Genomic DNA, 21,952 nt, shown 5'->3' with positions numbered 1-21,952 from the left:
GGAGAATGATGATGTTATCTCAACTTAGTGCTACTGCAGCACAAAATACCAGTAAGGTTGATTGGTGGAAGTATCTACTGTTAGCCGCGATTATTTTCATTGTGCTGCCCTTGTCCTTGGATATTTTCCGACTCAACTTAATTGGCAAGTACTTAACCTACGCCTTTGTGGCTATCGGCTTAGTATTGTGCTGGGGGTGTGGCGGTATTTTAAGCCTAGGTCAGGGCGTGTTTTTTGGCTTAGGTGGCTATTGCATGGCGATGTTCTTGAAGCTTGAAGCATCAAGCCCCGAGGCTACCGCGATTCAATCAACGCCAGGCATTCCCGATTTTATGGATTGGAACCAGCTCACCGAGCTTCCGTGGTTTTGGCAGCCCTTTGATAGCTTAGCCTTTACCTTGGTGGCGGTGATTGCGGTGCCGGTATTGTTCGCCTTTATTATCGGTGTTGCGATGTTTACCCGCCGGGTAGGTGGGGTGTACTTCGCCATTATTACCCAAGCTATTGCGGCCATTCTCACCATTTTGATTATTGGCCAGCAAGGTTATACCGGTGGGGTAAACGGCATTACCGATTTACGCACCTTTTTAGGCTGGGATATTCGTACCGAGTCGGCGCAATACCTACTGTATTTTGTTAACGCAGTATTGTTGTTCGCCTGTCTGTTTATCGCTTTATACATTAAGCGCTGTAAGTTAGGGCGTTTGCTGGTGGCGATGCGAGAAAAAGAGGATCGGGTTCGATTTTCTGGTTATAACGTTGCCAGTTTCAAAATATTCATCTTTTGTGTTGGTGCTGCCTTTGCCGCAATTGGTGGGGCGATGTTTACCCTGCAAGTTGGCTTTATGTCGCCATCCTTTGTGGGCATTGTTCCTTCCATCGAAATGGTGATTTTTTGTGCCGTGGGTGGGCGTTTATCTTTGCTTGGTGCGGTATACGGCACCTTGCTGGTAAACCTTGCTAAAACCAGCTTCTCTGAATCTTTCCCTCAATTGTGGTTATTTGCCATGGGCGCGCTATTCATTGGTGTGGTGTTAGCCTTTCCCGATGGTTTAGCCGGTCTCTATCAATCTTACATTCAGCCTTGGTTTAAACGCCTGTTCAAACCTAAAGCCAGCAAACCCGATGTGCCAAAGCAGGCGGTTCAGGCTACAGAGCCTGAGGCAGATAGTGCTTCGCCATCTCTAAAGGAGAGCCCAAATGCCCCAGCCTAATTCATCAAAGAATAAAGATTTTGTACTCAGCGTTGAAGGTTTAACCGTGTCTTTTGATGGCTTTAAGGCCGTTGATGACTTGTCGCTATACGTTGAAGAGCAAGAGATCAGGGTGATTATTGGCCCAAATGGCGCCGGTAAAACCACGGTATTGGATTTGATATGTGGCCGAACTAAAGCCACCAATGGCTCGATCAAGTTCAAACAAAAAGAGCTTACCAAGCTGAAAGAACACCAAATTGTGCATGCAGGTGTAGGGCGTAAATTTCAAACCCCTTCCATTTATGAAGACCTGAGTGTTTTTGAAAATTTGGAAATTTCTTACCCGCGCGGTCGCAATGTGTGGGGAGCCTTGACCTTTAAACGTGATGAAGCGGTGCACGCCAAGATCATGGAAATTGCCGAGATGGTGTTTCTTAGCGACAAACTTAACGACCAAGCCGACTTGCTTAGCCATGGCCAAAAGCAGTGGTTAGAGATAGGCATGCTGCTTATTCAGGACCCAGAGTTGCTGATGTTAGACGAACCGGTGGCGGGAATGTCGGTGGCCGAGCGCAAACAAACCGCCCAGTTGCTGCAAAGCATTACCAAGCAACGCTCGGTATTAGTGATTGAACACGATATGCAGTTTGTGGAAGACATCGCCGACCGAGTGACGGTGTTACACCAAGGAAAGGTGTTGTCTGAGGGCTCGATGCAGCGGGTGAAGAACGACCCTAAAGTGGTCGAAGTTTACCTAGGCCATTAAGGAGAAAGTGATGTTAGAACTAAGCGATTACCACGTGGCCTATGGCCAGAGCGAAGTAATAAGTGGCATGAATTTTAGCCTCAAAGAAAATGAGATTGTGGCGATTCTTGGCCGTAATGGCATGGGCAAAACCACTTTAATGAAATCGCTGATTGGCATGATTCCGAGCAAAAGTGGTGAAGCCAATTTAGATGGAGAGCCCTTAGCAGAGAAAAAGAGCCATCAGCGGGTGGCTTCTGGTTTGGGCTTTGTGCCGCAGGGCCGGATGATTTTCTCGACTATGACGGTGCAAGAAAACATTGAAACCGGCTTAACCAGCACTGGCGAAAACAAAGTACCCGATGACTTATACAGCATTTTCCCAGTGTTATGGGAAATGCGCCACCGCAGAGGCGGCAACCTTTCTGGCGGACAGCAACAACAGCTAGCCATTGCTCGTGCTTTGGCAAGCAACCCTAGCGTACTGCTACTGGATGAGCCCACTGAAGGTATTCAACCTTCAATTATTAAAGATATGGCAAAAACCCTAAAACAAATTCGCGACCAGCGCGGTTTGTCGATAGTGGTGTCGGAACAGGTATTGAGCTTCGCCCTTGATGTGGCGGACCGAATACTGGTGATTGAAAAAGGACAAATCGTGCATGACGTACAGCGCGATGACGTTGATGAACAGCAAGTGGCCGCGTACTTGTCGGTATAGCTTGCTGGACAATTTACATTCAAGGAGAAAGACCATGGCAGAAACAATAATCAAGATTGACTTAAACAAATCGGCTTACGAAAACGAGAAGTTACATAATCGCTGGCACCCAGATATTCCTATGGCGGCCACCGTAAAACCGGGTGACGATTTCATTTTAGAATGTGTAGATTGGACCGGCGGGCAAATCAAAAACGATGACGATGCCTCGGATGTGCGCGATGTAGATTTATCTCAGGTGCACTTTTTATCTGGCCCGGTTGGGGTAGAGGGAGCAGAGCCAGGTGATTTATTAGAAGTGGATATCTTAGATATTGGCACCTTTGATGATTCACAATGGGGCTTTAACGGCTTCTTTTCTAAGCAAAATGGTGGCGGCTTTTTAACTGAACATTTTCCTGAAGCGCAAAAATCGATTTGGGATTTCAACGGCATGTTCACTAAATCTCGTCATATTCCTGGGGTAGAGTTTGCCGGGTTGATTCACCCCGGTCTAATTGGCTGCTTGCCCGACAAAAAGATGTTGGATGAGTGGAACCGCCGAGAGAAGGAGCTGTTTGATACAGACCCTGAACGAGTACCGATGTTAGCGGCACTGCCTTACGCACCAACTGCTCACATGGGCAAAATGAAGCCCGATGATGCAAAAGTAGCCGCCGAAGAAGGTGCTAGAACCGTTCCGCCGCGTGAGCATGGCGGCAACTGTGACATTAAAGACTTATCGCGTGGTTCTAAAATCTACTTCCCGGTGTATGTAAAAGGCGCGGGTTTGTCGGTAGGCGATTTACACTTTAGCCAAGGTGACGGCGAAATTACCTTCTGTGGTGCTATTGAAATGGCCGGCTGGATCCACTTAAGGGTCAATTTGATTAAAGACGGTATGTCTAAGTATGCGATTAAAAACCCTATCTTTAAACCAAGCCCAATTACGCCGCGCTACGATGACTACCTAATCTTTGAAGGTATTTCGGTTGATGAAGATGGCAAGCAACATTACTTGGATGCCAACGTGGCTTATCGCCAAGCCTGTTTAAATGCCATTGAGTACCTCAAGAAATTTGGTTATAGCGGCGCGCAGGCTTATTCATTGCTTGGTACTGCGCCAGTACAAGGCCACTTAAGCGGGGTAGTGGATGTACCTAACTCCTGTGCGACGTTATGGTTACCTACCGATATCTTTGAGTTTGACATTAAGCCGAATGCAGATGGGCCAACTAAGTATTTAGATGGCAGTGTCGATATGCCTTTGGCTCCAGACTTAGATAAATAGAGAGGTGAGCTATGCCAGTTTATGACTATAAATGCGCCGAACATGGTTTGTTCTACGAGCTAGCCACTATGGCCGATAGCGCTAAACCTGCTAAGTGCCCAAAGTGTGAGGCTTTGTCCGCTAGGGTTATCGTGTTGCCTCCCGAGATATTGGATATGGCCGCCGAAACCAAGCAGGCGATTGAGCGTAACGAGAAAGCGCGGCATGAGCCGCAGCATTCAACGGTGGATACGCGGGCCGAAAATGCCGAAAAGCTTAAAAAAGGCTGCGGCTGTAAGCATACCAAGCGCGGAGGCTCTAAGCTGCTGTATACCGCTAATGGCGAGAAAATGTTCCCGTCTATGCGGCCTTGGATGATTAGCCATTAAGCTGGTATAGGGTAAACCAAGAAGCTGGTGAGGGTTGGCTTCTTGGTTAGGCTGTTTTTCCTAGGGGCCGTTCATTTGCGACGTTTAAATAATATACAGTGTGTATTTGGCTTAACTTGGTTTACACTAGCCACCCCAAGTGGCTATAGGAGCTGCTGGGCAAATGAGAGAAAGATTATGGCTAAGAAAAAAGTCGCTAAGTTGTTAGCGCATGAGCACGGTCGTGGGCAAATTAACGACAATGCAATTAAGGCGCTGGTTACCAGCCAGTTATTTAAAGCAAAAGTTGAACGGCCGAAAAAAGGCAAAGGTTCATACACTAGAAAGGGGCATAAGCTGAAGGGCAATGCCCCTTTCGACTTTTTGGGATTAACTCAAACTAAGCGGCTTCTAACAGGGTTTGCAGTTGCTTAAGCGAACTCACCTCATAGTGCGGCTCTATTCCCTCTGGCCTTTCTTCTCCGTGGCGATTTAACCAGCAAGTTCTAATCCCAGCATTAATACCACCTTGTATATCTGAATGTGGATTGTCTCCCACCATTAATACCCGATGTTTTTCCGGCTGCTGCATTTGGGCAAAGGCATGCTCAAATATATCTTTATGCGGTTTTGCAACGCCCACTTGTTCAGAGATAACCAAAGGTGAAAAATAGCCGCTCAAACCGGTGCGTTCTAAACGGATTTTTTGCAGAGCGGTAAAACCGTTGGTAATAATGCCCATCTTCACTTTGCTCTTAAGTGCATCTAGCAAGTCTTTAGCGCCAGGTAATAGGCTGCATATGTCTGCCATTGCGTCTAAGAAGGCATCATTGAGCACTTGCGGGTGTTGTTCAAGCTGCTTAGCCCAATACTCAAAGCGTTGCTGTTGAAGCTGCTCTGCATTCACCTGGCCGGCTTGATAGGCTTCCCACAAGGGCAGGTTGCGAGTTTGGTAATGTTGATAGTCTTGTTGCTCAAACTTAACCCCATAGCGGGAAAACATTAACTGTAAGCCGGCAAAGGCGTCAAAATGAAACAAGGTCTCATCGGCATCAAACAATATCCATTGGTACTTCATAAACAAAATGGCTCGGTGCTCAGTATAGTTAAACGCCTATGTTGGTAGAAGCTTGCAGCTAAGTCAAAGTGTGCGTTAGTAGCTTGAGTCACTTAGCTTTTTTAGCAGTAAAAACAAGCATTGAAAGTATTGGTCATTTAGCGCCGATAAACACTAGCAATTTAGATACTCGCCAAAGCAGGTTATAGCTTGCAATTAAGCAAAAAAGGAGTACAATTCCGCGGCTTCAATTAGCGGGGATCCCATTTTGGGACCTTAAATTTTTTAACTAGTATGAGGACGATATGGTTACCATTCGTTTGCAACGTGGCGGCGCTAAGAAGCGTCCATTCTATCAAGTAGTTGTTACTGATAGCCGTAATTCACGTGACGGTCGCTTCATTGAGAAATTAGGTTTTTTCAATCCGATCGCCAAAGGTCAAGAAGAGCGTATTCGCTTGGAACAAGACCGCATTGATCACTGGGTTGGCCAAGGCGCTGCGGTTTCTAACCGTGTAGCTAAGCTAATCAAAGATTCAAAAGCAGCTTAATTTAGCCTTTTTAGTGGAGTTAAGATGAGCAATAAAGAACAGCCCATCGTACTGGGTCGCCTCGGTGCCGTATATGGTATTAAAGGGTGGCTAAAAGTTAACTCGTTCACTGAAGATGCAGAAGCTGTATTTAACTATCAGCCTTGGTTGATAGGTCGTTCTGGCGAATATACTTCAATTGAAGTGACAGAATGGCGGCGACACAGCAAATCTTTCATCGTTAAGCTTGAGGGCTACGATGTAAGAGAACAAGCACAGAGTTTAACCGGAATGGATATTGCGGCTTTGCCGGAAGTTCTGCCGGAACTTGCTGAAGATGAATATTACTGGCGTGACCTTATGGGCATGCAAGTAGTTAATCGCAGTGGGTATAACTTCGGACATGTGACCGATTTAATGGAAACAGGTTCTAATGATGTCTTGGTTGTGAAAGCCAATTTAAAAGATGCCTTTGGCAAAAAGGAACGGTTAATCCCGTTCATAGAGTCTCAGATAATTGATAACGTCGATCGCGAGTCTCAAACTATTACTGTTGATTGGGACCCTAGTTTCTAGGTTCCTTTATGGCTGAGCAAACACCACAATTGTGGGTGGGAATAGTAAGTCTATTCCCGGAAATGTTTTCTGCCATAAGCGAGTACGGTGTAACAGGGCGTGCGGTAAAACGTGGCCTTATTAAGATTGAGTGTTGGAATCCTCGTGATTTTACTCATGACAAACATCGTACAGTGGACGACCGACCTTACGGCGGTGGACCTGGCATGTTAATGATGGTGCAACCTTTACGGGATGCTATTCATGCTGCTAAACAGGCTGCTGGTGATGGGGTTAAGGTGATTTATATGTCACCGCAAGGGCGTACCTTGAAGCAAGATGGAGTAATAGAGTTAGCTCAACAGCAAAAGCTGATTATAGTTGCTGGTCGCTATGAAGGCATTGACGAACGCTTGATTCAAGCGGAAGTTGATGAAGAATGGTCGATTGGTGATTATGTGTTAAGCGGTGGTGAGCTGCCAGCAATGAATATGATAGACGCCGTCTCGCGGTTAATTCCGGGAGTACTGGGGGATAAAGCTTCAGCTGAGCAGGATTCATTCTCTGATGGATTATTGGATTGTCCACACTATACTCGTCCAGAAGTTTTGGATGGGCAAACAGTACCCGAGGTACTGTTAAGTGGTAACCATAAAAAAATTGAAGAATGGCGCTACAAACAAGCACTTGGGCGAACCTATTTGAGGCGACCGGAGTTATTGGAGAATCTAGCTCTGACTGACAAGCAAGAAAAGATTCTTGCTGAGTTTATCCAAGAGCAAACGCCCTTGGATAGTAAATAAAGATTCAGTTAATTCTAGGAAATAGTAATGAGCAATATCATTAAACAGCTCGAAGAAGAGCAATTGAAGCAAGACGTACCTGCGTTCGCACCTGGTGACACAGTTGTAGTTCAGGTAAAAGTAAAAGAAGGTAACCGTGAGCGTCTACAGGCGTTTGAAGGTGTGGTAATTGCTAAGCGTAACCGTGGTTTACACTCTGCATTTACTGTACGTAAAATTTCAAGCGGTGAAGGCGTTGAGCGTGCATTCCAAACTCATAGCCCGCTAGTTGAGAGTATTACTGTTAAGCGTCGTGGTGACGTTCGTCGTTCTAAGCTTTACTACTTGCGTGAACTTTCTGGTAAGAAAGCACGTATTAAAGAAAAATTGGCTAAATAAGCCCTTTTCTTCGAGAATAAAAAAGCCCGCAGTAGCGGGCTTTTTTTATGTCTGTGGTTTAAGCCACTTCAAGTACAGAGTTGTCACCATCCACGCCATTTGGTTGGTAGCTATCTGCTGCCCAGTCATTGTCATAGGCTTCTGCACCATCGCTCAAGCAAAGTTTGTATTTAAACTGGTAGCTGCTTTTTTGATCTGTTGGCACGTTTACCACTACTTTGAACTTACCGTTTTTTAGCTTAGTAAGTTCTATAGGTTGCCATTCGTTAAACTCAGCTAGCAAGAAAATTTGCTCCGCTTCTTGAGTGGCTTCCTTCTCAATTTCAAAGGTAACTTTTACTTCTGGCTTCGATTTTAGGTATTGCTTCTTCAACGGCATGGTTTCTCCTCCGAGAGATAATATAAATCCGTGTACTATGTGACCAATATCGATTCTTTCAAAAAAGTGAGAGCTTGGTCAATAGTTGATTAATTTTTTTACAGTTGAAAGTAGTCTTGAAGTAGCGCTGCGGTGAACTTTGTTCTTAAGTAATAACCACGAGGAAGGGTTTGAATTAGCTGGCCATTTGGGCCGATCGCATTGGTGCGAGCCTTGTTATTAGCGGCTTTAGGGCGTAACTGCAGGACTTGACCATGGCGCGCAGTAATTTGTTCAATCTGACCAAAAGCAATCTTTTCCATGATTTCTTCCCAATCTGATCGGAGCAGTAGTTCTTGCTGGGTATTTGGGCTCCATAAGATGGGATTGGCCACAACGCGATGATCTAAAGGAATATGCCGCTCCGCTAAAATAGGGATCCACAATACCCGTGATAGCTTGTTATACACATTGCTATTATGCCATGTCGAGCCGGTTACATTACACAGCGGAGTGATACATACATAGGTGCTCTCTAGCGGTTTACCCGAAGCATCAATAGGGATGGTTTTAAGTTCTATGCCCAGCTCTGGAAAATCTTGAATAGGTTTGCTGCCGGCACTGGCACCTAGGCACCATTCGAGCAATTGACCACTCCAGCCTTTTTCTCTTTTTAAATCTTTTGGAATGGCAAAACCTTCGCGATGTGCAAGTTCACCTAAGCTCAATCCTGCTAATGACTGAGCGCGTTCGAAGAGTTCTGTTTCACTTTGTGGTTTAGCTGTCATGCATGCCTAGCGCCAACAAAAACACTATTGTATAGAAGCTGTTCAATAATTGCAGCAACGCATAAACGCTTAAGTGAATATAGCTAAGGTTATGTTTAACAAGGGTTTTTATTGCTTAGTGCGGGTGTTGTTAGCTTGTGGTGGACTTTATTCATAACTAATGTGAGTTTACTAACAGCTTTGTCCACATAAACTAGGGATAACTCTTCCCCATTGTTATTAACTTGTATTTTATTCACAGAATTATACTTTTTAGTCAAGGTTGGTTTATTTTTAGCCAAAAAATGTCTCCACTAGGTCATTAATCAGAAACTGTGTGTTTTTTAAACGCTATGACTTATAAACAGTTTTAACCTGCTAAAATTGACACTTATTAACTATGTGTATATTTAAGTTATTGTTTTAATTGTTTATTTTGTTATTTTTTTGGAGTGTTTTTTGAGCGGATTAGATCTGTGAATTTGTCTATAGGAGGTTTAACCCAAGTTATGCACAGGATTTCTCACAGATAAGTCGAATAACTTTAATTAAACCTGTGTTATTACAATTTACTCCCTTTGTGATAGGCGTATTTGCCGCGCTTGTGATTCTGTGAAAGAATCACTTTATCTATAGTTTTTTAGCTGAAGGTTGTTTCAGTGATTGATGGGGATGGTTATCGTCCCAACGTAGGCATCGTTATTTGTAATCAGCGTGGTCAAGTTTTATGGGCACGTAGATATGGTCAACATTCATGGCAGTTCCCTCAGGGAGGCGTAGACGAGGGAGAGTCTGCTGAACAAGCGATGTATCGTGAGTTACATGAAGAAGTCGGCTTGTTGCCGCAAGATGTAAAAATTGTAGCAACAACCAGACATTGGCTGCGTTATAAATTACCAAAGCGCTTAATTCGTTGGGATAGTCCGCCGGTTTGTATCGGACAAAAGCAAAAGTGGTTTTTGCTCCGCTTAGTGGGCAAAGAATCTAATATAAAATTTGATCGCTGTGGCCACCCAGAGTTTGATGATTGGCGTTGGGTGAGTTATTGGTATCCCGTAAGACAGGTAGTGTCTTTTAAGCGGGAGGTTTATCGCCGAGCATTAAAAGAGTTTGTAACTGCAGCCATGCCGTTCAACCGCTCGGAGAAGCACCAAGGAAAAGATAAACGCCGGCGTTATAAAAAGCGAAAAGGAGCTTAGTAAGTGTTAGGAGAGTTACGCGCCATTGTTGAACAGGTAAGCAATGCCGATACTCTCGACAGTGCTTTAGCTATCTTGGTTGAAAAGATCCGCCTCACTATGCATACCGATTGTTGTTCGGTATACGTTATGGACTCGCAGCAGCAAAACCTGGTACTGCGAGCAACTCATGGTCTTGCCAGCGAAGCCGTTGGCAAAGCTATTATGCCCTTAGGTGAAGGAGTGGTGGGCCAAGTTGCCGTTCGTGAAGAGCCGATTAACTTAGCCGATGCTCGCTTAAATCCGCACTTCAAGTATCTCCCAGAAACTGCCGAAGACGGTTTCTTTTCATTTCTTGGCACTCCAATAACCCATCAACGAAAAGTGTTGGGTGTATTAGTTGTTCAGCAATCAGAAACCCGCAGTTTTGACCAAAGTGAAGAGTCGTTTTTGGTTACACTGGCTGCACATTTAGCCGGGGTATTAGCCAATACCGATTTTCAAACGGTGTTACAAGAACCTACCAAACATAAGTGGACTGAAGCCATTAAGGCCGGTTCTAGCTCCAGCGGCATTGCCATTGCTAAGGCCTGGATAAATCGCTCTACCGGCGCCTTAGAGCAGCAAGTTGTAGAAAAGGCTGAAGACAGCGAGCATCAATTACAGCGCTTCGATGTTGCCTTAGAGATTACTCGAGATGAATTTTATAGTTTAGCGATTAAGCTGTCTGAGCAGTTGCCTAAAGATGTTGCTTCCATCTTCGATGTTTATCAACACATGCTGGCTGATGCCAGCTTAGCAGGGGATATTCGCCGCAAAATTAATGAGGGCTATCAGGTCGAAGGCGCACTGCGTTTAGTGATAGAACACTACGTGCAGCAGTTTGAAGAAATGAACGACCCCTACTTAAAAGAGCGGGCTGTGGATGTAAAAGATGTAGGTTTACGTTTGCTGCATGCCTTGGAGTTAGGCCCTAGCGCAGAAATTATTCCTAGTGAGCCGGTGATTGTGGTTGCTGAGGAAGTTACTGCCACTATGTTCGCAAAAATCCCGCGTAAGTTTTTGGCTGGGGTTATTTCTCAGCGAGGCGCGGCAAACTCACATGCGGCTATTTTAGCCCGTGCCATGGGCATTCCAGCCTTAATGGGTTTAAGTTTTAACGTTAATAAGTTGCGCGGCTGCGAGCTTATTTTAGATGGCTACTCCGGTGAGTTGTTTGTTGAGCCAGACAAAATTGTTCGTGATGAGTACATTGCCTTATTAGCCCAAGAGAGCGAGCTAAATAGTTTAGTTCAGCAAGATTTGGATAAACCTGCCGTAAGTATCGACGGTGAAAACGTCGAAATGTTGATTAATGCCGGCCTTAGTGCCGATAGCGACATAGCGATAAATGCGGGTGCCGATGGCGTGGGTTTGTATCGTACCGAAGTGCCATTTTTGATGCAGGACCGCTTTCCCTCTGAAGACGAACAGTTTGTCCGTTATCGCGATATTCTAAATAGCTATCGTGGTAAAGATGTGTGTATGCGCACCCTTGACGTGGGTGGTGATAAGCAGCTTCCGTATTTCCCTATAGTTGAAGAAAACCCATTTTTAGGTTGGCGTGGTATTCGCCTAACCCTCGATCACCCGGAGATATTTTTGGTGCAGGCAAGGGCGATGTATCGCTCCGCCATCGAATGCGGAAATTTGAGCATTATGTTGCCGATGATAAGTTGTCTTAATGAGGTAGACGAAGCCTCGCGTTTACTGGAGCAAGCCTGGGCTGAAGTAGTTGATGAATTAGACTTGCGCGAGCCACCTGAGCGGCCTAAACATGGTGTGATGTTAGAAGTACCCTCGGTCTTGTTTTTGTTGCCCGAATTAGCCCAGCGGGTCGACTTTTGGTCGGTAGGCAGCAACGATTTAACTCAGTACTTATTAGCCGTAGACAGAAACAATACCCGCGTTGCGGAGCTGTTTGATACTTTCCATCCGGCTGTGGTTCGTGCATTAAAACAAATTATCGAACAAGCTAACTTGCATAATACTCCGGTGAGTTTTTGTGGTGAGCTTGCGGGCGAGCCAGTTGGGGCCTTACTGGTCTTGGCTTTAGGTTACCGCCGCTTAAGTATGTCGAGTTTTAACTTAGCCAAAATTAAGTACATTATTCGCCATGTAAACCTTAGCGAATTGACGGCTTTGCGTGAAAAAATTCTGCAATGCCAAAGTGGCTCGGCCATCTACAGTTTATTGTATGGCTATCTGGAGCAGCAGAACTTGTCGCAGCTGGTACGTGTTAGTAAACATTAATGATTTTGCCATGAGTCAAAGCTTGTTTCATGGCAATTTTCACTGCAAAATGCCCATTCTTTTTATTCCCTAAATAGAGCAAATTATCGTGTCTACACCTTTGCAATTTCCTGAGATTGATCCGATTGCGATTAGCATCGGACCATTAGACGTACGCTGGTACGGTTTAATGTACTTATTTGGCTTTTTATTTGCGATGTGGTTAGGCAACCGTATGGCCGATAAGCCCGGTAGTGGTTGGACACGCGCCGAAGTGAGTGATTTGCTTTTCTATGGTTTCGTCGGTGTGATTATAGGTGGCCGTATTGGCTACGTGCTGTTCTATCAGTTCCCACAGTTTTTAGATGATCCTTTATACCTATTCAAAATATGGACTGGCGGCATGTCATTCCACGGTGGTTTGTTAGGTGTAATCACCGCCATGATGTGGTTTGCTCACCGCACTAAGCGCCACTTTTTCACGGTTGCTGACTTTATTGCACCATTAATTCCTTTTGGCTTAGCCACAGGGCGACTCGGCAACTTTATGAATGGCGAACTATGGGGACGCGCTACCGATATGCCTTGGGGAATGGTTTTCCCAAGTGGTGGCATGGTGGCAAGACACCCTTCACAGCTTTATGAGTTTGCCCTAGAAGGCGTATTGTTGCTGGTTATTTTATTAGTTTATGCCAAACGCAAACCGCCAATGGGCGCTATTTCAGGTGCTTTCTTGCTCGGCTATGGCTGTTTCCGCTTCATTATTGAGTTTTTCCGAGAGCCCGACAGCCATTTAGGTTTGTTAAGTTTAGGCATGAGCATGGGGCAAATTTTGTCTTTGCCTATGATTATATTTGGCGCCTTATTTATCACTTGGGCTTATCGTCGCAACACCAAAGAGAGTAAAGCATGAAACAGTATTTAGACCTATGCAAACGGATTGTTGATGAAGGCACTTGGATTGAAAACAAACGCACCGGTAAGCGTTGTTTAACAGTGATTAATGCTGATCTTGAATACGATGTTGCTAATAATGAGTTCCCGCTAGTTACCACGCGTAAAAGCTATTGGAAAGCGGCGATTGCCGAGCTACTTGGTTATATTCGCGGTTTAGATAATGCTGCTGATTTTAAGGCACTTGGTACGCCTACTTGGTTGGCTAACGCTAACGAAAACGAAGCGTGGTTGAACAACCCAGCTCGTAAAGGCGAAAATGACATGGGGCGGGTTTACGGTGTACAAGGCCGTTCTTGGCGCAAGCCAGAAGGTGGCTCGGTGGATCAGCTTAAGAAGATTGTTGATGACTTGTCTAAAGGCATTGATGATCGCGGTGAAATACTATCTTTTTATAATCCGGGTGAATTTCACTTAGGCTGTTTGCGCCCTTGTATGCACACGCATACCTTTTCTCTAGTGGGGGACACGCTTTACCTTACTTCGTCACAGCGTTCTTGTGATGTACCACTTGGACAGAATTTTAACCAAATTCAGGTTTACACTTTCTTGGCCTTGATGGCACAAATCACTGGTCATAAACCCGGTAAGGCTTATCACAAAATTGTTAATGCCCACATCTATGAAGATCAGCTGGAGTTGATGAGAGACGTTCAGCTAAAGCGTGAACCATTTGCTTCACCTAAGTTACATATCAATCCAAAGATAAAGTCTTTAGAAGACTTAGAAACTTGGGTAACACTGGATGACTTTGAAGTGACTGATTACCAGTTCCACGATCCTATCGCTTATCCATTTTCGGTGTAAAGCATTGTAAACTTGCCGAGTGCTACGGTACTTGGTCGGGTTACTTCCCCTTTCCTTCTATTTGTATTATCTAATATTCAAACCTTTGTATATTTTACTTATATTCGGTTTTTCCGATGGTAAGCGCAATTACAAGTGAATATGTTTTAAATTCCTACTCAGTAAAATAATGGCTTAATTTTTCTCAGTGAGCTGTTATGAAATCATTTCTTGAACGTTTCTTAAGAATGGAAGCTGCTGGCGGTATCTTACTTATGCTTGCCGCTGTGGTAGCCATGTTTATGGCAAACAGTAATTTGCTATCACCTGCCTATTTTGCTTTTCTCGATACGCCTTTCCAAGTTCGTATCGCGGAGCTAGATATTAATAAGCCCTTATTGCTTTGGATTAACGATGGCTTAATGGCCATATTCTTCTTAGTCATTGGCTTGGAAGTTAAACGCGAGTTAGTAGAAGGTGCGTTATCTTCTAAAGAACGTGCCCTATTACCGGTAGTGGCTGCAGTGGGTGGTATGGTTGTACCTGCCGCTGTTTATCTATTATTTAACATGGGTGATGCCGAATTAGCCAAAGGTTGGGCTATTCCAGCGGCAACCGATATTGCCTTTGCTTTAGGTGTAATGGCCTTATTAGGTAAACGGGTACCGGCTAGTTTAAAAGTATTCTTGCTCGCACTTGCTATTGCCGATGACCTAGGCGTTATTGTTGTTATCGCCTTGTTCTACACCAGTGAAGTCGCGATTATGCCGCTAGTTTGGGCAGTGGCTGCTACCGCAGGACTCTGGCTACTCAATCGCCGTGGTCATAGTGGGTTAAGCGCTTATATGCTGCTTGGTTTAGTGCTTTGGGTTGCGGTGCTTAAGTCTGGTGTTCATGCTACTTTAGCGGGTGTTATTGTCGGCTTTATGATACCAATTAGGGCAAACTCTGGCGGTTCTCCATTGAAGAAACTAGAGCATGCTTTACATCCAGCATCTAGTTTTTTCATTGTTCCAGTATTCGCTTTTGCCAACGCTGGTGTTCCATTAGAAGGTATTAGCTTAGAAAGCTTCCAGAGCCCGTTAGCACTGGGTGTAATTCTAGGTTTGTTAGTAGGTAAGCCATTGGGTATTTATACCTGTAGCCGTTTGGCGATTAGAGCGGGTTGGGCGAAACTGCCTGAAGGTTCCAATAATATGCAATTGTTGGCCACTTCAATGCTCTGTGGTATTGGTTTCACTATGTCTATTTTCATTTCGTCTTTAGCCTTTGCTGGGCAAACTGATTTGATAGGCTTGTCGCGATTAGCTATATTGGCGGGGTCGGTAACTGCAGCCCTAATTGGCTATGGTTTACTTCATTGGTCTACCCGTGAAGAAGCCGCCAAAATTGCCGAGCAAGAGCAAGGCAAAACCAATACATTGAGTACGTCTTCTGTGTAGTTAATAAGTGAAGGCTGTACCCTGTTTAAGCAAACCCCGTTAAGGGGTTTGCTATTAGGTAAGGCATGTCACACTTAAATTACAACCATCTTTACTACTTCTGGATGACCTATAAACGCGGATCTGTTACCGCAGCGGCAGAAGCACTGTTTCTTACTCCACAAACCGTTACTGGACAAATTAAGCAGCTAGAGCAGCGTTTGGGCGGCGAGTTGTTTATTCGTCGTGGCCCCAAAATTACCCCTACCGAATTGGGTCAATTGGTCTACAAATATGCAGACCGCATGTTTAGCCTTAGCTATGAGATGTTAGATATTGTTAATTACTCTCAGCAAGAAAAGTTATTGTTTGAGGTGGGCGTGGCCGATGCTTTATCTAAGCGCTTAGCCAGCCGTATTTTATTATCGGCAGTTCCACCTGATGGCAATATTCGTTTGCGTTGTGTTGAGTCAACTCACGAGCTGTTGTTATCACAATTGGCCGAGCACAAACTTGATATGATTTTGTCTGATTGCGGCTTAGACAACGCGCAACAAGATGGCGTACTTAGCAAAAAACTGGGTGAGAGTGGGATTGCATTCTTTGCTAACGAACCAATGTCTTTGCTGCCATTTCCCGCCTGTTTAGAGCAACGCAGTTTGTTACTTCCGGGGCGACGTAGCTCCTTAGGAAGAAAGCTTTGGACCTGGTTTGATGAACTGGGTTTAAAGGTCTCGGTTTTGGGCGAATTTGACGATGCTGCATTAATGAAGGCATTTGGCGCGTATACCGATGGTATTTTTGTTGCACCAGCCATTTATACCGAAGAGATCTTGGCTAACCCTAATACCCGTTTGCTCGGTGTTACTCATGACTTAAGCGAGGAGTATCACGTATTATTCGCTGAGCGTATGATTCAACACCCCTCGGTTAAACAGCTATGTAACAGCGACTTTTCTCCCCTGTTTTCGGGAGAGCAGCAGCTACAAAACGTTGATGCCATTCTAAACTTCAGCTCAAAATAAGCACTAAGCCAAGCGAGTTATATTCATAATATTTAACTATTAAACTTGGCTTTTATATTCCCCCATCAAATTACATTCTTATTGTGATTAATATCAAATAAAACGGTTCGACCAGGCTATTAGTTTGAAGTAACGCATGTTTAACGCCGAGCTTGCTTAATTATTCATCGGCTTAGCGCTACGCTAGGTGACATAGACTACAGAATATCCTTCTAAGCTTGAGCAAATATAAAAAATAAAATTCAAGTTCAGCAGGTAAAATAATTATAAGGGTTAGCAAGTACTAACCTGCAAGAATGTTTCTGGTAACTCTTTGTCGCGGTAGCAAAAATAAGCATCCTTTCATCGAGCTGTTGTACAGAAGCCTCGCTAAACCAGACCATCTCAACTGTGTTTGGCGAGTGATGCTATTTAGCATCTTAGCGCAGAAACAAACGGTAGTAGGGCAATATAAATACGGTTAACACTAAACTTCCCATGTTTGGCTTCTGCATTTTTATCAGCGAGTAAAGCGTATTAGTGGCTTGAGAGCTACGAGTGCGGGAAAGGAAGCAATCATGAAAAAGGTGTTCGCCTTAAGTATGGTGGCTGCGTCGATCTCTGCGCAAGCGGAAATTGCGGCAACCCATATTTATCACAATCACATGCCAAATTTTTGGCCTTACTACGATGTAAGCCAATACGAAGGTCTAGCCGTAGGTGATCCAATTCGTTATACCTACGACGGCCAAGTTATTAACCTTAAGAATAACCCCCCAGCAAATTATACATTTTATATCCCTGGCAGCGGTGCGCCCATGCCGCATGATGACTTGGTATCTTATTATCAGCATCATGCCAAAAAAGGTGCCTACCTAAGCTGGCCAATGGATACCGCTAATAATAACAACGGTAACCACCCGCAGAGCCAGACGCATGTCACTATGTCGGCGTCGGTGATTAACAATGTGCAAAGCTTTGCCGAGTTAGGGAACCTTGATGGCTACAATGCCGGTTGGGGCGCTTATTGGCGCGATACCCAAAACGGTACAAAAACCAGTGGTGGTTATAATGCTCTAGATACCATCCACTTTTCTGGTCACCACACCATGGGGCCATTGGTGGGTAACGACTACTTCTTAAAAGATTTGATCTACCAAAACGTTACTTTAGCGCAGGATTACTTCCTTGGAGATTCGTTTAAATCATCTAAAGGTTTTTTCCCCACAGAGCTAGGTTTTTCTGAGCGGATTATTCCAGTGTTAACCAAGTTGGGCATTGAATGGTCTGTATTAGGTAACGTGCATTACTCTCGTACATTACGTGACTACCCTTACCTAAATGATCCCGGTAAAGATACCTTAATCTCTCCACCTAACCGTGCCGACTTACAAAACGTAAGTGATATTGGTGCTTGGACAGAGCTGCACATGTTTAATGAGCAGCAAACAACCTACAACAAGTTCCCTTTTGCCTCAATTCCTCACTGGGTTCAATACGTAGATCCTAATACGGGTGAGCAACATAAAGTCGCAGGTATTCCCGTAGAGCAAGCTAGTTCTTGGGAAGAGGGCTACCAAGGCTCGGTAACTGCTGATGTGCTTAAAGCCTTTGAAGGTGATGCTGCATCGCTTGGCAGAACTCAGTACTTCACTATTGCGCACGATGGTGATAACTCATCTGGCCGTGCTGGTGATGGTGGCACTTGGGCTAACTCTGGCAACGTGACTTATGCTGATGGTTCGGTTCGAGGTATGGGGGTTGATGAATATCTAAAAGCTTACCCAATTCCTGCAGATGACATTGTGCACGTACAAGACGGTTCTTGGATTGATACACGCGATTCGTCTGCCGATCCAACTTGGTATCACTGGCATATACCAATGGGTGTATGGCGCGGTCAAATGGCCGACTTTAATACGGTGAACGGCACCGATTTTGCGGCCACTCGTGAGCACATGGTATCGCTAGAGTTAGGTTACCATTATCTTGAGCGTAACTTTGCTTTGCTGCAAGCGGCTGAAAACTATGCCAAAACCGCAGAGCAAATTTGGTTAGATAATAATCCTAACTATTGGAGCCCGTCTACCGCTCGCGATAACGAAGTGACTTACCCAGGCAACCAGCTTAACCCTTGGATGATGTCTTACCCGGTTAAAGGTGATGCAGGTAATAACTACGCCGGCGGTGCAAACCCAGCTGAGTTGGGGTGGTACTTCTTAATGGCTTCAATCGATTCAGGCTTTGGTTACTATGATGAGAACGTGGATGATGGGGTAAAACCTACTATCTCGTTTAACCAATCTCTGCACTTTACCACGCCTTATGTTGAAGCGAATAAAGCCCAAGATCAAACTGGCCCGTCAATTTGGTGGCCACAACGCTACCCCTATAACCCAGGTAGTGCTAACTCAAGTAAGGCGGAAGGTTGGGCAACTATATATGCCGATACAGAGTTTGCTATTTACACTTATGGTTTTGACGTAAGTGGTATTCAAGACATAAAAGTTAAAGTGCGTGTTCACAAAGATAAGTGGGCTACCGCCACCGATAAAACTTTTAAGCTTTACGACCCAAGTGCGCATGCTAGCGACCCTAACGTAGACCCATCTCGGGTTGGTGAATGGCAGAGCTTTGAAATGCACGAGCGTGATTTAAGCGCCGACATGAACGGTGTAGATTGGCAGCCTTCTGGTAAAGAAATGTTTGAAGTAGTACCCGCTGAGAAAATTGGCAACATGTACTTCACTTACATTGACCAATACCAAGAGCAATTGCTGGATTACTACATTGAAGCAACTGACGCTAAAGGCAACGTAACCCGTTCTGAAATTCAGCAAGTGTATGTTGGTGCAGGTCAGTTCAGTAGCGTTGGCGGTAAAACTGTTGAAGATGTAAATGGTGCTATTGCTGGTGAAGCCATGTTCTTTACCAAAATTCCAGATGACTATAAACCTGTGGCTGTGATTGATTCAGACGGCGGTCGTGTAGAGCGTGGCACTCAAGTCACACTTAGTGCGGCAGGTTCTACTGACGTAGAAGGTCCAATTGCTAGCTATAAGTGGAGTACCGGTGAAACTTCTTCGAGCATTACGGCGACTATTAATGAGCGTCAAACGATATTCGTAACGGTTACAGATAGTATCGGTCAAGAATCCATGACTAGTGTTACCTACAGTATTCTTGGTGAAGAAAAGCTGAGTACTGTGTACTACCAAGATGCTAATGGTTGGGGGCAGGTTTGTTTGCACTACACCGTTGATGGAGCAGTGACTTGGACGACAGCACCAGGCGAGCCAATGCAAAGCTTGGAAGATAACTGGTATAGCTTAACCATTGAATTAGAAGATGATAACCAGCTAGAGTTTGTAACCAATGACTGTAGTGGTGCATGGGATAATAATGGTGGTCAGAACTATCAAGTTGACGAAGGTGACTGGAACGTAGCTGGTGGCGCAATTGCCGCTGGGATTCCCGATGGCCTAGACGGCAATAGCGCACCTATTGCTGCTATTAGCCCTGCTAGTCAATCGGTGGCAAAAGGCACGGTGGTTACCTTAAGTGGTGCTGGCTCCAGTGATGTTGATGGCAGTATTGCTAGCTACAGCTGGAGTACCGGCGAATCTACTGAGTCGATCTCTGTAACTGTTAATGATACACAAACAGTTAGTTTAACCGTTACCGACAACCAAGGAAAAACAGCTACTAGCTCGGTAACCTTAACGCTTATTCCAAATAAAGCCCCGGTAGCCAGTATTTCTCCTGCTAATCAAACTGTTGCAGCAGGTACTACTGTCACTTTAGATGGTGCAGGCTCAAGTGATGAAGACGGCTCTATTGCCAGTTACTTGTGGAGCACGGGTGAAACTACCAGCTCTATTTCGGTGGTTGTGAATGCCAGCCAAACTATTAGCTTAACGGTAACCGACAACGAAGGCGCAACTGCAACAGCAGAAGCCGTGTTAAGTGTTGAAAGTGATGAGAAAGCTAAGAACTTCAATCAGCTTTATTTCCGTGGCACAGCCAATGGTTGGGCAACAACAGCTATGGACTTAGTGGCGGATAATACTTGGCAAGTTGTGATTGATTTTGACGGCCAAGCTGAGCAACGCTTTAAGTTAGATGTTAATGGTGATTGGACCCAGAACTACGGTGATACCAATAGTGATGGTGTGTTAGAGCAAACCGGTGGGGATATCTTTACCGATGTGGTGGGTTCTTACTTAATAGAAGTGAATGACCAAACCTTGGCTTACAGCATTGCCGAGCTTAACGCTAACCAAGCGCCAAGCGCGATAATTGGTGCGTCGGCAACCCAAGTCGATATTGGCCAAAGCATTACCTATAGTGCCGCAGGTTCAAGTGACAGCGATGGTGTTATTGCCAGCTATTTGTGGAGCAATGGTGATACCAGCGAAACCACCACCGTTACCTATAATACTGCGGGTTCGCACAGTATCAGTTTAACCGTTACTGACGATGGCGGTAAAACAGCTCAGGCATCAGTGGTGGTTGAGGTCATTGACCCTAACGCTAATTTCACCAGTAACTTCGAGCAACTATATTTCCGCGGTACTGCCAACGCTTGGCTGACCTCGGCGATGTCATTAGTGGCAAACAATACTTGGCAAGTTAACGTAGACTTTGATGGTCAGGATAATCAGCGTTTTAAGTTTGATCTAAACGGTGATTGGTCTACTAACTATGGTGACAACAATAATGATGGCATTTTGGAGCAAACCGGTGGTGATATTTTCACTGGTATTGTTGGAAGCTATGTTGTTGAAGTAAACGATGCGACTTTGCAATATCGAATTATTGCTCAGTAAAGTATTGCTTTAGCTCAGTTAAAGCCGCTTAACAGCGGCTTTTTTTTGCTTATGCTAAAAGCCAAACCCTACGCATTAGCCTAGCGAGCTATAGCCAATTCACGTATAGTTTGGCCTAAGCGAGTTAGTAGGTAGAAAGATGAATATTCAAGACATGCAAAAAAATGCCGAACCAGCATTAAAGTTGTTAAAGGCTCTAGCCAATGAAAGCCGTTTAATGATTTTATGCCACTTGGTAGAAGGAGAGTTAACAGTAGGCGAGCTGAATCAAAAGGTAACCTTAAGTCAGTCTGCTTTGTCTCAACATTTGGCATGGTTGCGAAAAGATCAGCTTGTAAGCACTCGTAAGGAGTCTCAAACCATTTACTACTCAATAGCCAGTGATGAGGCTAAAGCAGTGCTAGGGCAGCTCCACGAGCTGTATTGCAAGTAACCCACACTAAACTGCAGATATAAAAAAACCGGCTAAGGCCGGTTTTTTTTATCAAGCGCTTTAAATTAAAGTGCGTTGATTTTAGCAACAATGCGGCTCTTATGACGAGCTGCTTTGTTTTTGCTGATCAAACCTTTAGACGCGTAACGGTCTAAAATTGGTTGAGCGGCTTGGTATGCTGCTGTAGCTGCTTCTTTATCGCCTGCTTCGATAGCTGCAATAACTTTTTTCAAATTAGTGCGCATCATAGAGCGACGGCTAGCGTTATGTTGACGACGCTTTTCAGCTTGGATAGCGCGTTTTTTAGCTGACTTAATATTAGCCAAGTGTAACTCCTGAACTTTGTCTT

General features: G+C 44.7%; 22 protein-coding genes. 18 read left to right on the top strand and 4 right to left on the bottom strand.

What is annotated here, in order from left to right; all coding sequences use genetic code 11:
- Positions 1-5: 5 nt before the first annotated feature.
- The 6 genes from urtC to K5609_RS16475 all read left to right on the top strand — a co-directional run bounded on the left by urtC (position 6) and on the right by K5609_RS16475 (position 4,714).
- Positions 6-1,214, top strand: a complete 1,209-nt coding sequence (gene urtC, locus K5609_RS16500) for an urea ABC transporter permease subunit UrtC (RefSeq protein WP_246611875.1) — start codon at positions 6-8, stop codon at positions 1,212-1,214.
- Positions 1,201-1,962, top strand: a complete 762-nt coding sequence (gene urtD / locus K5609_RS16495) for an urea ABC transporter ATP-binding protein UrtD (RefSeq protein WP_221074594.1) — start codon at positions 1,201-1,203, stop codon at positions 1,960-1,962. Before urtC ends, urtD begins: the two co-directional genes overlap by 14 nt.
- A 10-nt stretch (positions 1,963-1,972) precedes the next feature.
- Positions 1,973-2,662, top strand: a complete 690-nt coding sequence (gene urtE / locus K5609_RS16490) for an urea ABC transporter ATP-binding subunit UrtE (protein WP_221074593.1) — start codon at positions 1,973-1,975, stop codon at positions 2,660-2,662.
- A 34-nt stretch (positions 2,663-2,696) separates the two neighbouring features.
- Positions 2,697-3,932, top strand: coding sequence for a formamidase (gene fmdA, locus K5609_RS16485; RefSeq protein ID WP_152784479.1), 1,236 nt, complete (start codon positions 2,697-2,699; stop codon positions 3,930-3,932).
- An 11-nt stretch (positions 3,933-3,943) separates the two neighbouring features.
- A complete protein-coding gene (locus K5609_RS16480) occupies positions 3,944-4,300 on the top strand; it encodes a zinc ribbon domain-containing protein (protein WP_016401331.1) in 357 nt (118 codons plus the stop codon).
- A 177-nt stretch (positions 4,301-4,477) separates the two neighbouring features.
- A complete protein-coding gene (locus tag K5609_RS16475; protein ID WP_152784483.1) occupies positions 4,478-4,714 on the top strand; it encodes a ribosome alternative rescue factor ArfA in 237 nt (78 codons plus the stop codon).
- On the opposite strand, the gene yjjG is transcribed toward K5609_RS16475, so the two are convergent.
- On the bottom strand, positions 4,680-5,357 hold the full coding sequence (gene yjjG, locus K5609_RS16470) for a pyrimidine 5'-nucleotidase (RefSeq protein WP_221074592.1): 678 nt from the start codon (positions 5,355-5,357) through the stop codon (positions 4,680-4,682). The genes K5609_RS16475 and yjjG overlap by 35 nt on opposite strands.
- Positions 5,358-5,641: 284 nt before the next feature.
- Between yjjG and rpsP the strand changes: the two genes are divergently transcribed.
- The 4 genes from rpsP to rplS are packed head-to-tail and all read left to right on the top strand — an operon-like array spanning position 5,642 to position 7,602.
- A complete protein-coding gene (gene rpsP, locus K5609_RS16465) occupies positions 5,642-5,887 on the top strand; it encodes a 30S ribosomal protein S16 (RefSeq protein ID WP_016401327.1) in 246 nt (81 codons plus the stop codon).
- 24 nt (positions 5,888-5,911) lie between these two features.
- The gene (rimM, locus tag K5609_RS16460; protein WP_016401326.1) at positions 5,912-6,442 is read left to right on the top strand and encodes a ribosome maturation factor RimM; all 531 of its coding nucleotides are present in this window, start codon (positions 5,912-5,914) and stop codon (positions 6,440-6,442) included.
- Positions 6,443-6,450: 8 nt separating this feature from the next.
- Positions 6,451-7,224, top strand: coding sequence for a tRNA (guanosine(37)-N1)-methyltransferase TrmD (trmD, locus tag K5609_RS16455; RefSeq protein WP_370525649.1), 774 nt, complete (start codon positions 6,451-6,453; stop codon positions 7,222-7,224).
- 27 nt (positions 7,225-7,251) lie between these two features.
- Positions 7,252-7,602, top strand: coding sequence for a 50S ribosomal protein L19 (rplS, locus tag K5609_RS16450; protein WP_016401324.1), 351 nt, complete (start codon positions 7,252-7,254; stop codon positions 7,600-7,602).
- 58 nt (positions 7,603-7,660) lie between these two features.
- Here rplS and K5609_RS16445 read toward each other — a convergent pair whose 3' ends face one another.
- Together K5609_RS16445 and mutH are read right to left on the bottom strand one after the other, a co-directional pair.
- Complete coding sequence (locus K5609_RS16445; protein WP_221074591.1) at positions 7,661-7,981, bottom strand: isoamylase early set domain-containing protein; 321 nt, start codon at positions 7,979-7,981, stop codon at positions 7,661-7,663.
- A 98-nt stretch (positions 7,982-8,079) separates the two neighbouring features.
- Complete coding sequence (gene mutH, locus K5609_RS16440; protein ID WP_221074590.1) at positions 8,080-8,748, bottom strand: DNA mismatch repair endonuclease MutH; 669 nt, start codon at positions 8,746-8,748, stop codon at positions 8,080-8,082.
- Between the two features lie 638 nt (positions 8,749-9,386).
- Between mutH and rppH the strand changes: the two genes are divergently transcribed.
- The 8 genes from rppH (at position 9,387) to K5609_RS16400 (ending at position 21,603) form a co-directional block, all read left to right on the top strand.
- The gene (gene rppH / locus K5609_RS16435) at positions 9,387-9,926 is read left to right on the top strand and encodes an RNA pyrophosphohydrolase (protein WP_163132963.1); all 540 of its coding nucleotides are present in this window, start codon (positions 9,387-9,389) and stop codon (positions 9,924-9,926) included.
- Between the two features lie 3 nt (positions 9,927-9,929).
- Complete coding sequence (ptsP, locus tag K5609_RS16430) at positions 9,930-12,197, top strand: phosphoenolpyruvate--protein phosphotransferase (protein WP_221074589.1); 2,268 nt, start codon at positions 9,930-9,932, stop codon at positions 12,195-12,197.
- Positions 12,198-12,282: 85 nt separating this feature from the next.
- Positions 12,283-13,089 carry a prolipoprotein diacylglyceryl transferase gene (gene lgt, locus K5609_RS16425; protein WP_425514841.1) on the top strand — a complete coding sequence of 269 codons (807 nt, stop codon included), beginning with the start codon at positions 12,283-12,285 and terminating at the stop codon, positions 13,087-13,089.
- Entirely contained in the window at positions 13,086-13,937 is an 852-nt protein-coding gene (locus K5609_RS16420) for a thymidylate synthase (protein ID WP_221074587.1), read from the top strand. Before lgt ends, K5609_RS16420 begins: the two co-directional genes overlap by 4 nt.
- Positions 13,938-14,134: 197 nt before the next feature.
- Positions 14,135-15,358: a Na+/H+ antiporter NhaA gene (nhaA, locus tag K5609_RS16415; protein ID WP_221074586.1), complete on the top strand. Its 1,224-nt coding sequence runs from the start codon at positions 14,135-14,137 to the stop codon at positions 15,356-15,358.
- A 65-nt stretch (positions 15,359-15,423) separates the two neighbouring features.
- Positions 15,424-16,362 carry a transcriptional activator NhaR gene (nhaR, locus tag K5609_RS16410; protein ID WP_163132958.1) on the top strand — a complete coding sequence of 313 codons (939 nt, stop codon included), beginning with the start codon at positions 15,424-15,426 and terminating at the stop codon, positions 16,360-16,362.
- A 557-nt stretch (positions 16,363-16,919) separates the two neighbouring features.
- Positions 16,920-21,170, top strand: coding sequence for a PKD domain-containing protein (locus tag K5609_RS16405; protein WP_221074585.1), 4,251 nt, complete (start codon positions 16,920-16,922; stop codon positions 21,168-21,170).
- Positions 21,171-21,309: 139 nt separating this feature from the next.
- Positions 21,310-21,603 (top strand): ArsR/SmtB family transcription factor, encoded by a 294-nt coding sequence (locus K5609_RS16400; RefSeq protein WP_221074584.1) that lies wholly within the window; start codon positions 21,310-21,312, stop codon positions 21,601-21,603.
- A 65-nt stretch (positions 21,604-21,668) separates the two neighbouring features.
- Here the strand turns inward: K5609_RS16400 and rpsT are convergent, their stop codons facing one another.
- Entirely contained in the window at positions 21,669-21,929 is a 261-nt protein-coding gene (gene rpsT, locus K5609_RS16395; protein WP_152784499.1) for a 30S ribosomal protein S20, read from the bottom strand.
- Positions 21,930-21,952 lie beyond the last annotated feature (23 nt).

Origin of the sequence: Agarivorans aestuarii, from assembly GCF_019670125.1 — a bacterium.
Lineage (GTDB): Bacteria > Pseudomonadota > Gammaproteobacteria > Enterobacterales > Celerinatantimonadaceae > Agarivorans > Agarivorans aestuarii.
Note: the sequence above shows the minus strand (reverse complement) of the source record. Positions and strands in the feature narration are given on the sequence as shown.

Bases quoted from the DNA above. Each gene is read 5' to 3' on its own strand.
- urtC (WP_246611875.1), top strand. From the start codon at position 6: ATGATGATGTTATCTCAACTTAGTGCTACTGCAGCACAAAATACCAGT.
- urtD (WP_221074594.1), top strand. From the start codon at position 1,201: ATGCCCCAGCCTAATTCATCAAAGAATAAAGATTTTGTACTCAGCGTT.
- urtE (WP_221074593.1), top strand. From the start codon at position 1,973: ATGTTAGAACTAAGCGATTACCACGTGGCCTATGGCCAGAGCGAAGTA.
- fmdA (WP_152784479.1), top strand. From the start codon at position 2,697: ATGGCAGAAACAATAATCAAGATTGACTTAAACAAATCGGCTTACGAA.
- K5609_RS16480 (WP_016401331.1), top strand. From the start codon at position 3,944: ATGCCAGTTTATGACTATAAATGCGCCGAACATGGTTTGTTCTACGAG.
- K5609_RS16475 (WP_152784483.1), top strand. From the start codon at position 4,478: ATGGCTAAGAAAAAAGTCGCTAAGTTGTTAGCGCATGAGCACGGTCGT.
- yjjG (WP_221074592.1), bottom strand. From the start codon at position 5,357: ATGAAGTACCAATGGATATTGTTTGATGCCGATGAGACCTTGTTTCAT.
- rpsP (WP_016401327.1), top strand. From the start codon at position 5,642: ATGGTTACCATTCGTTTGCAACGTGGCGGCGCTAAGAAGCGTCCATTC.
- rimM (WP_016401326.1), top strand. From the start codon at position 5,912: ATGAGCAATAAAGAACAGCCCATCGTACTGGGTCGCCTCGGTGCCGTA.
- trmD (WP_370525649.1), top strand. From the start codon at position 6,451: ATGGCTGAGCAAACACCACAATTGTGGGTGGGAATAGTAAGTCTATTC.
- rplS (WP_016401324.1), top strand. From the start codon at position 7,252: ATGAGCAATATCATTAAACAGCTCGAAGAAGAGCAATTGAAGCAAGAC.
- K5609_RS16445 (WP_221074591.1), bottom strand. From the start codon at position 7,981: ATGCCGTTGAAGAAGCAATACCTAAAATCGAAGCCAGAAGTAAAAGTT.
- mutH (WP_221074590.1), bottom strand. From the start codon at position 8,748: ATGACAGCTAAACCACAAAGTGAAACAGAACTCTTCGAACGCGCTCAG.
- K5609_RS16420 (WP_221074587.1), top strand. From the start codon at position 13,086: ATGAAACAGTATTTAGACCTATGCAAACGGATTGTTGATGAAGGCACT.
- nhaA (WP_221074586.1), top strand. From the start codon at position 14,135: ATGAAATCATTTCTTGAACGTTTCTTAAGAATGGAAGCTGCTGGCGGT.
- nhaR (WP_163132958.1), top strand. From the start codon at position 15,424: ATGTCACACTTAAATTACAACCATCTTTACTACTTCTGGATGACCTAT.
- K5609_RS16405 (WP_221074585.1), top strand. From the start codon at position 16,920: ATGAAAAAGGTGTTCGCCTTAAGTATGGTGGCTGCGTCGATCTCTGCG.
- K5609_RS16400 (WP_221074584.1), top strand. From the start codon at position 21,310: ATGAATATTCAAGACATGCAAAAAAATGCCGAACCAGCATTAAAGTTG.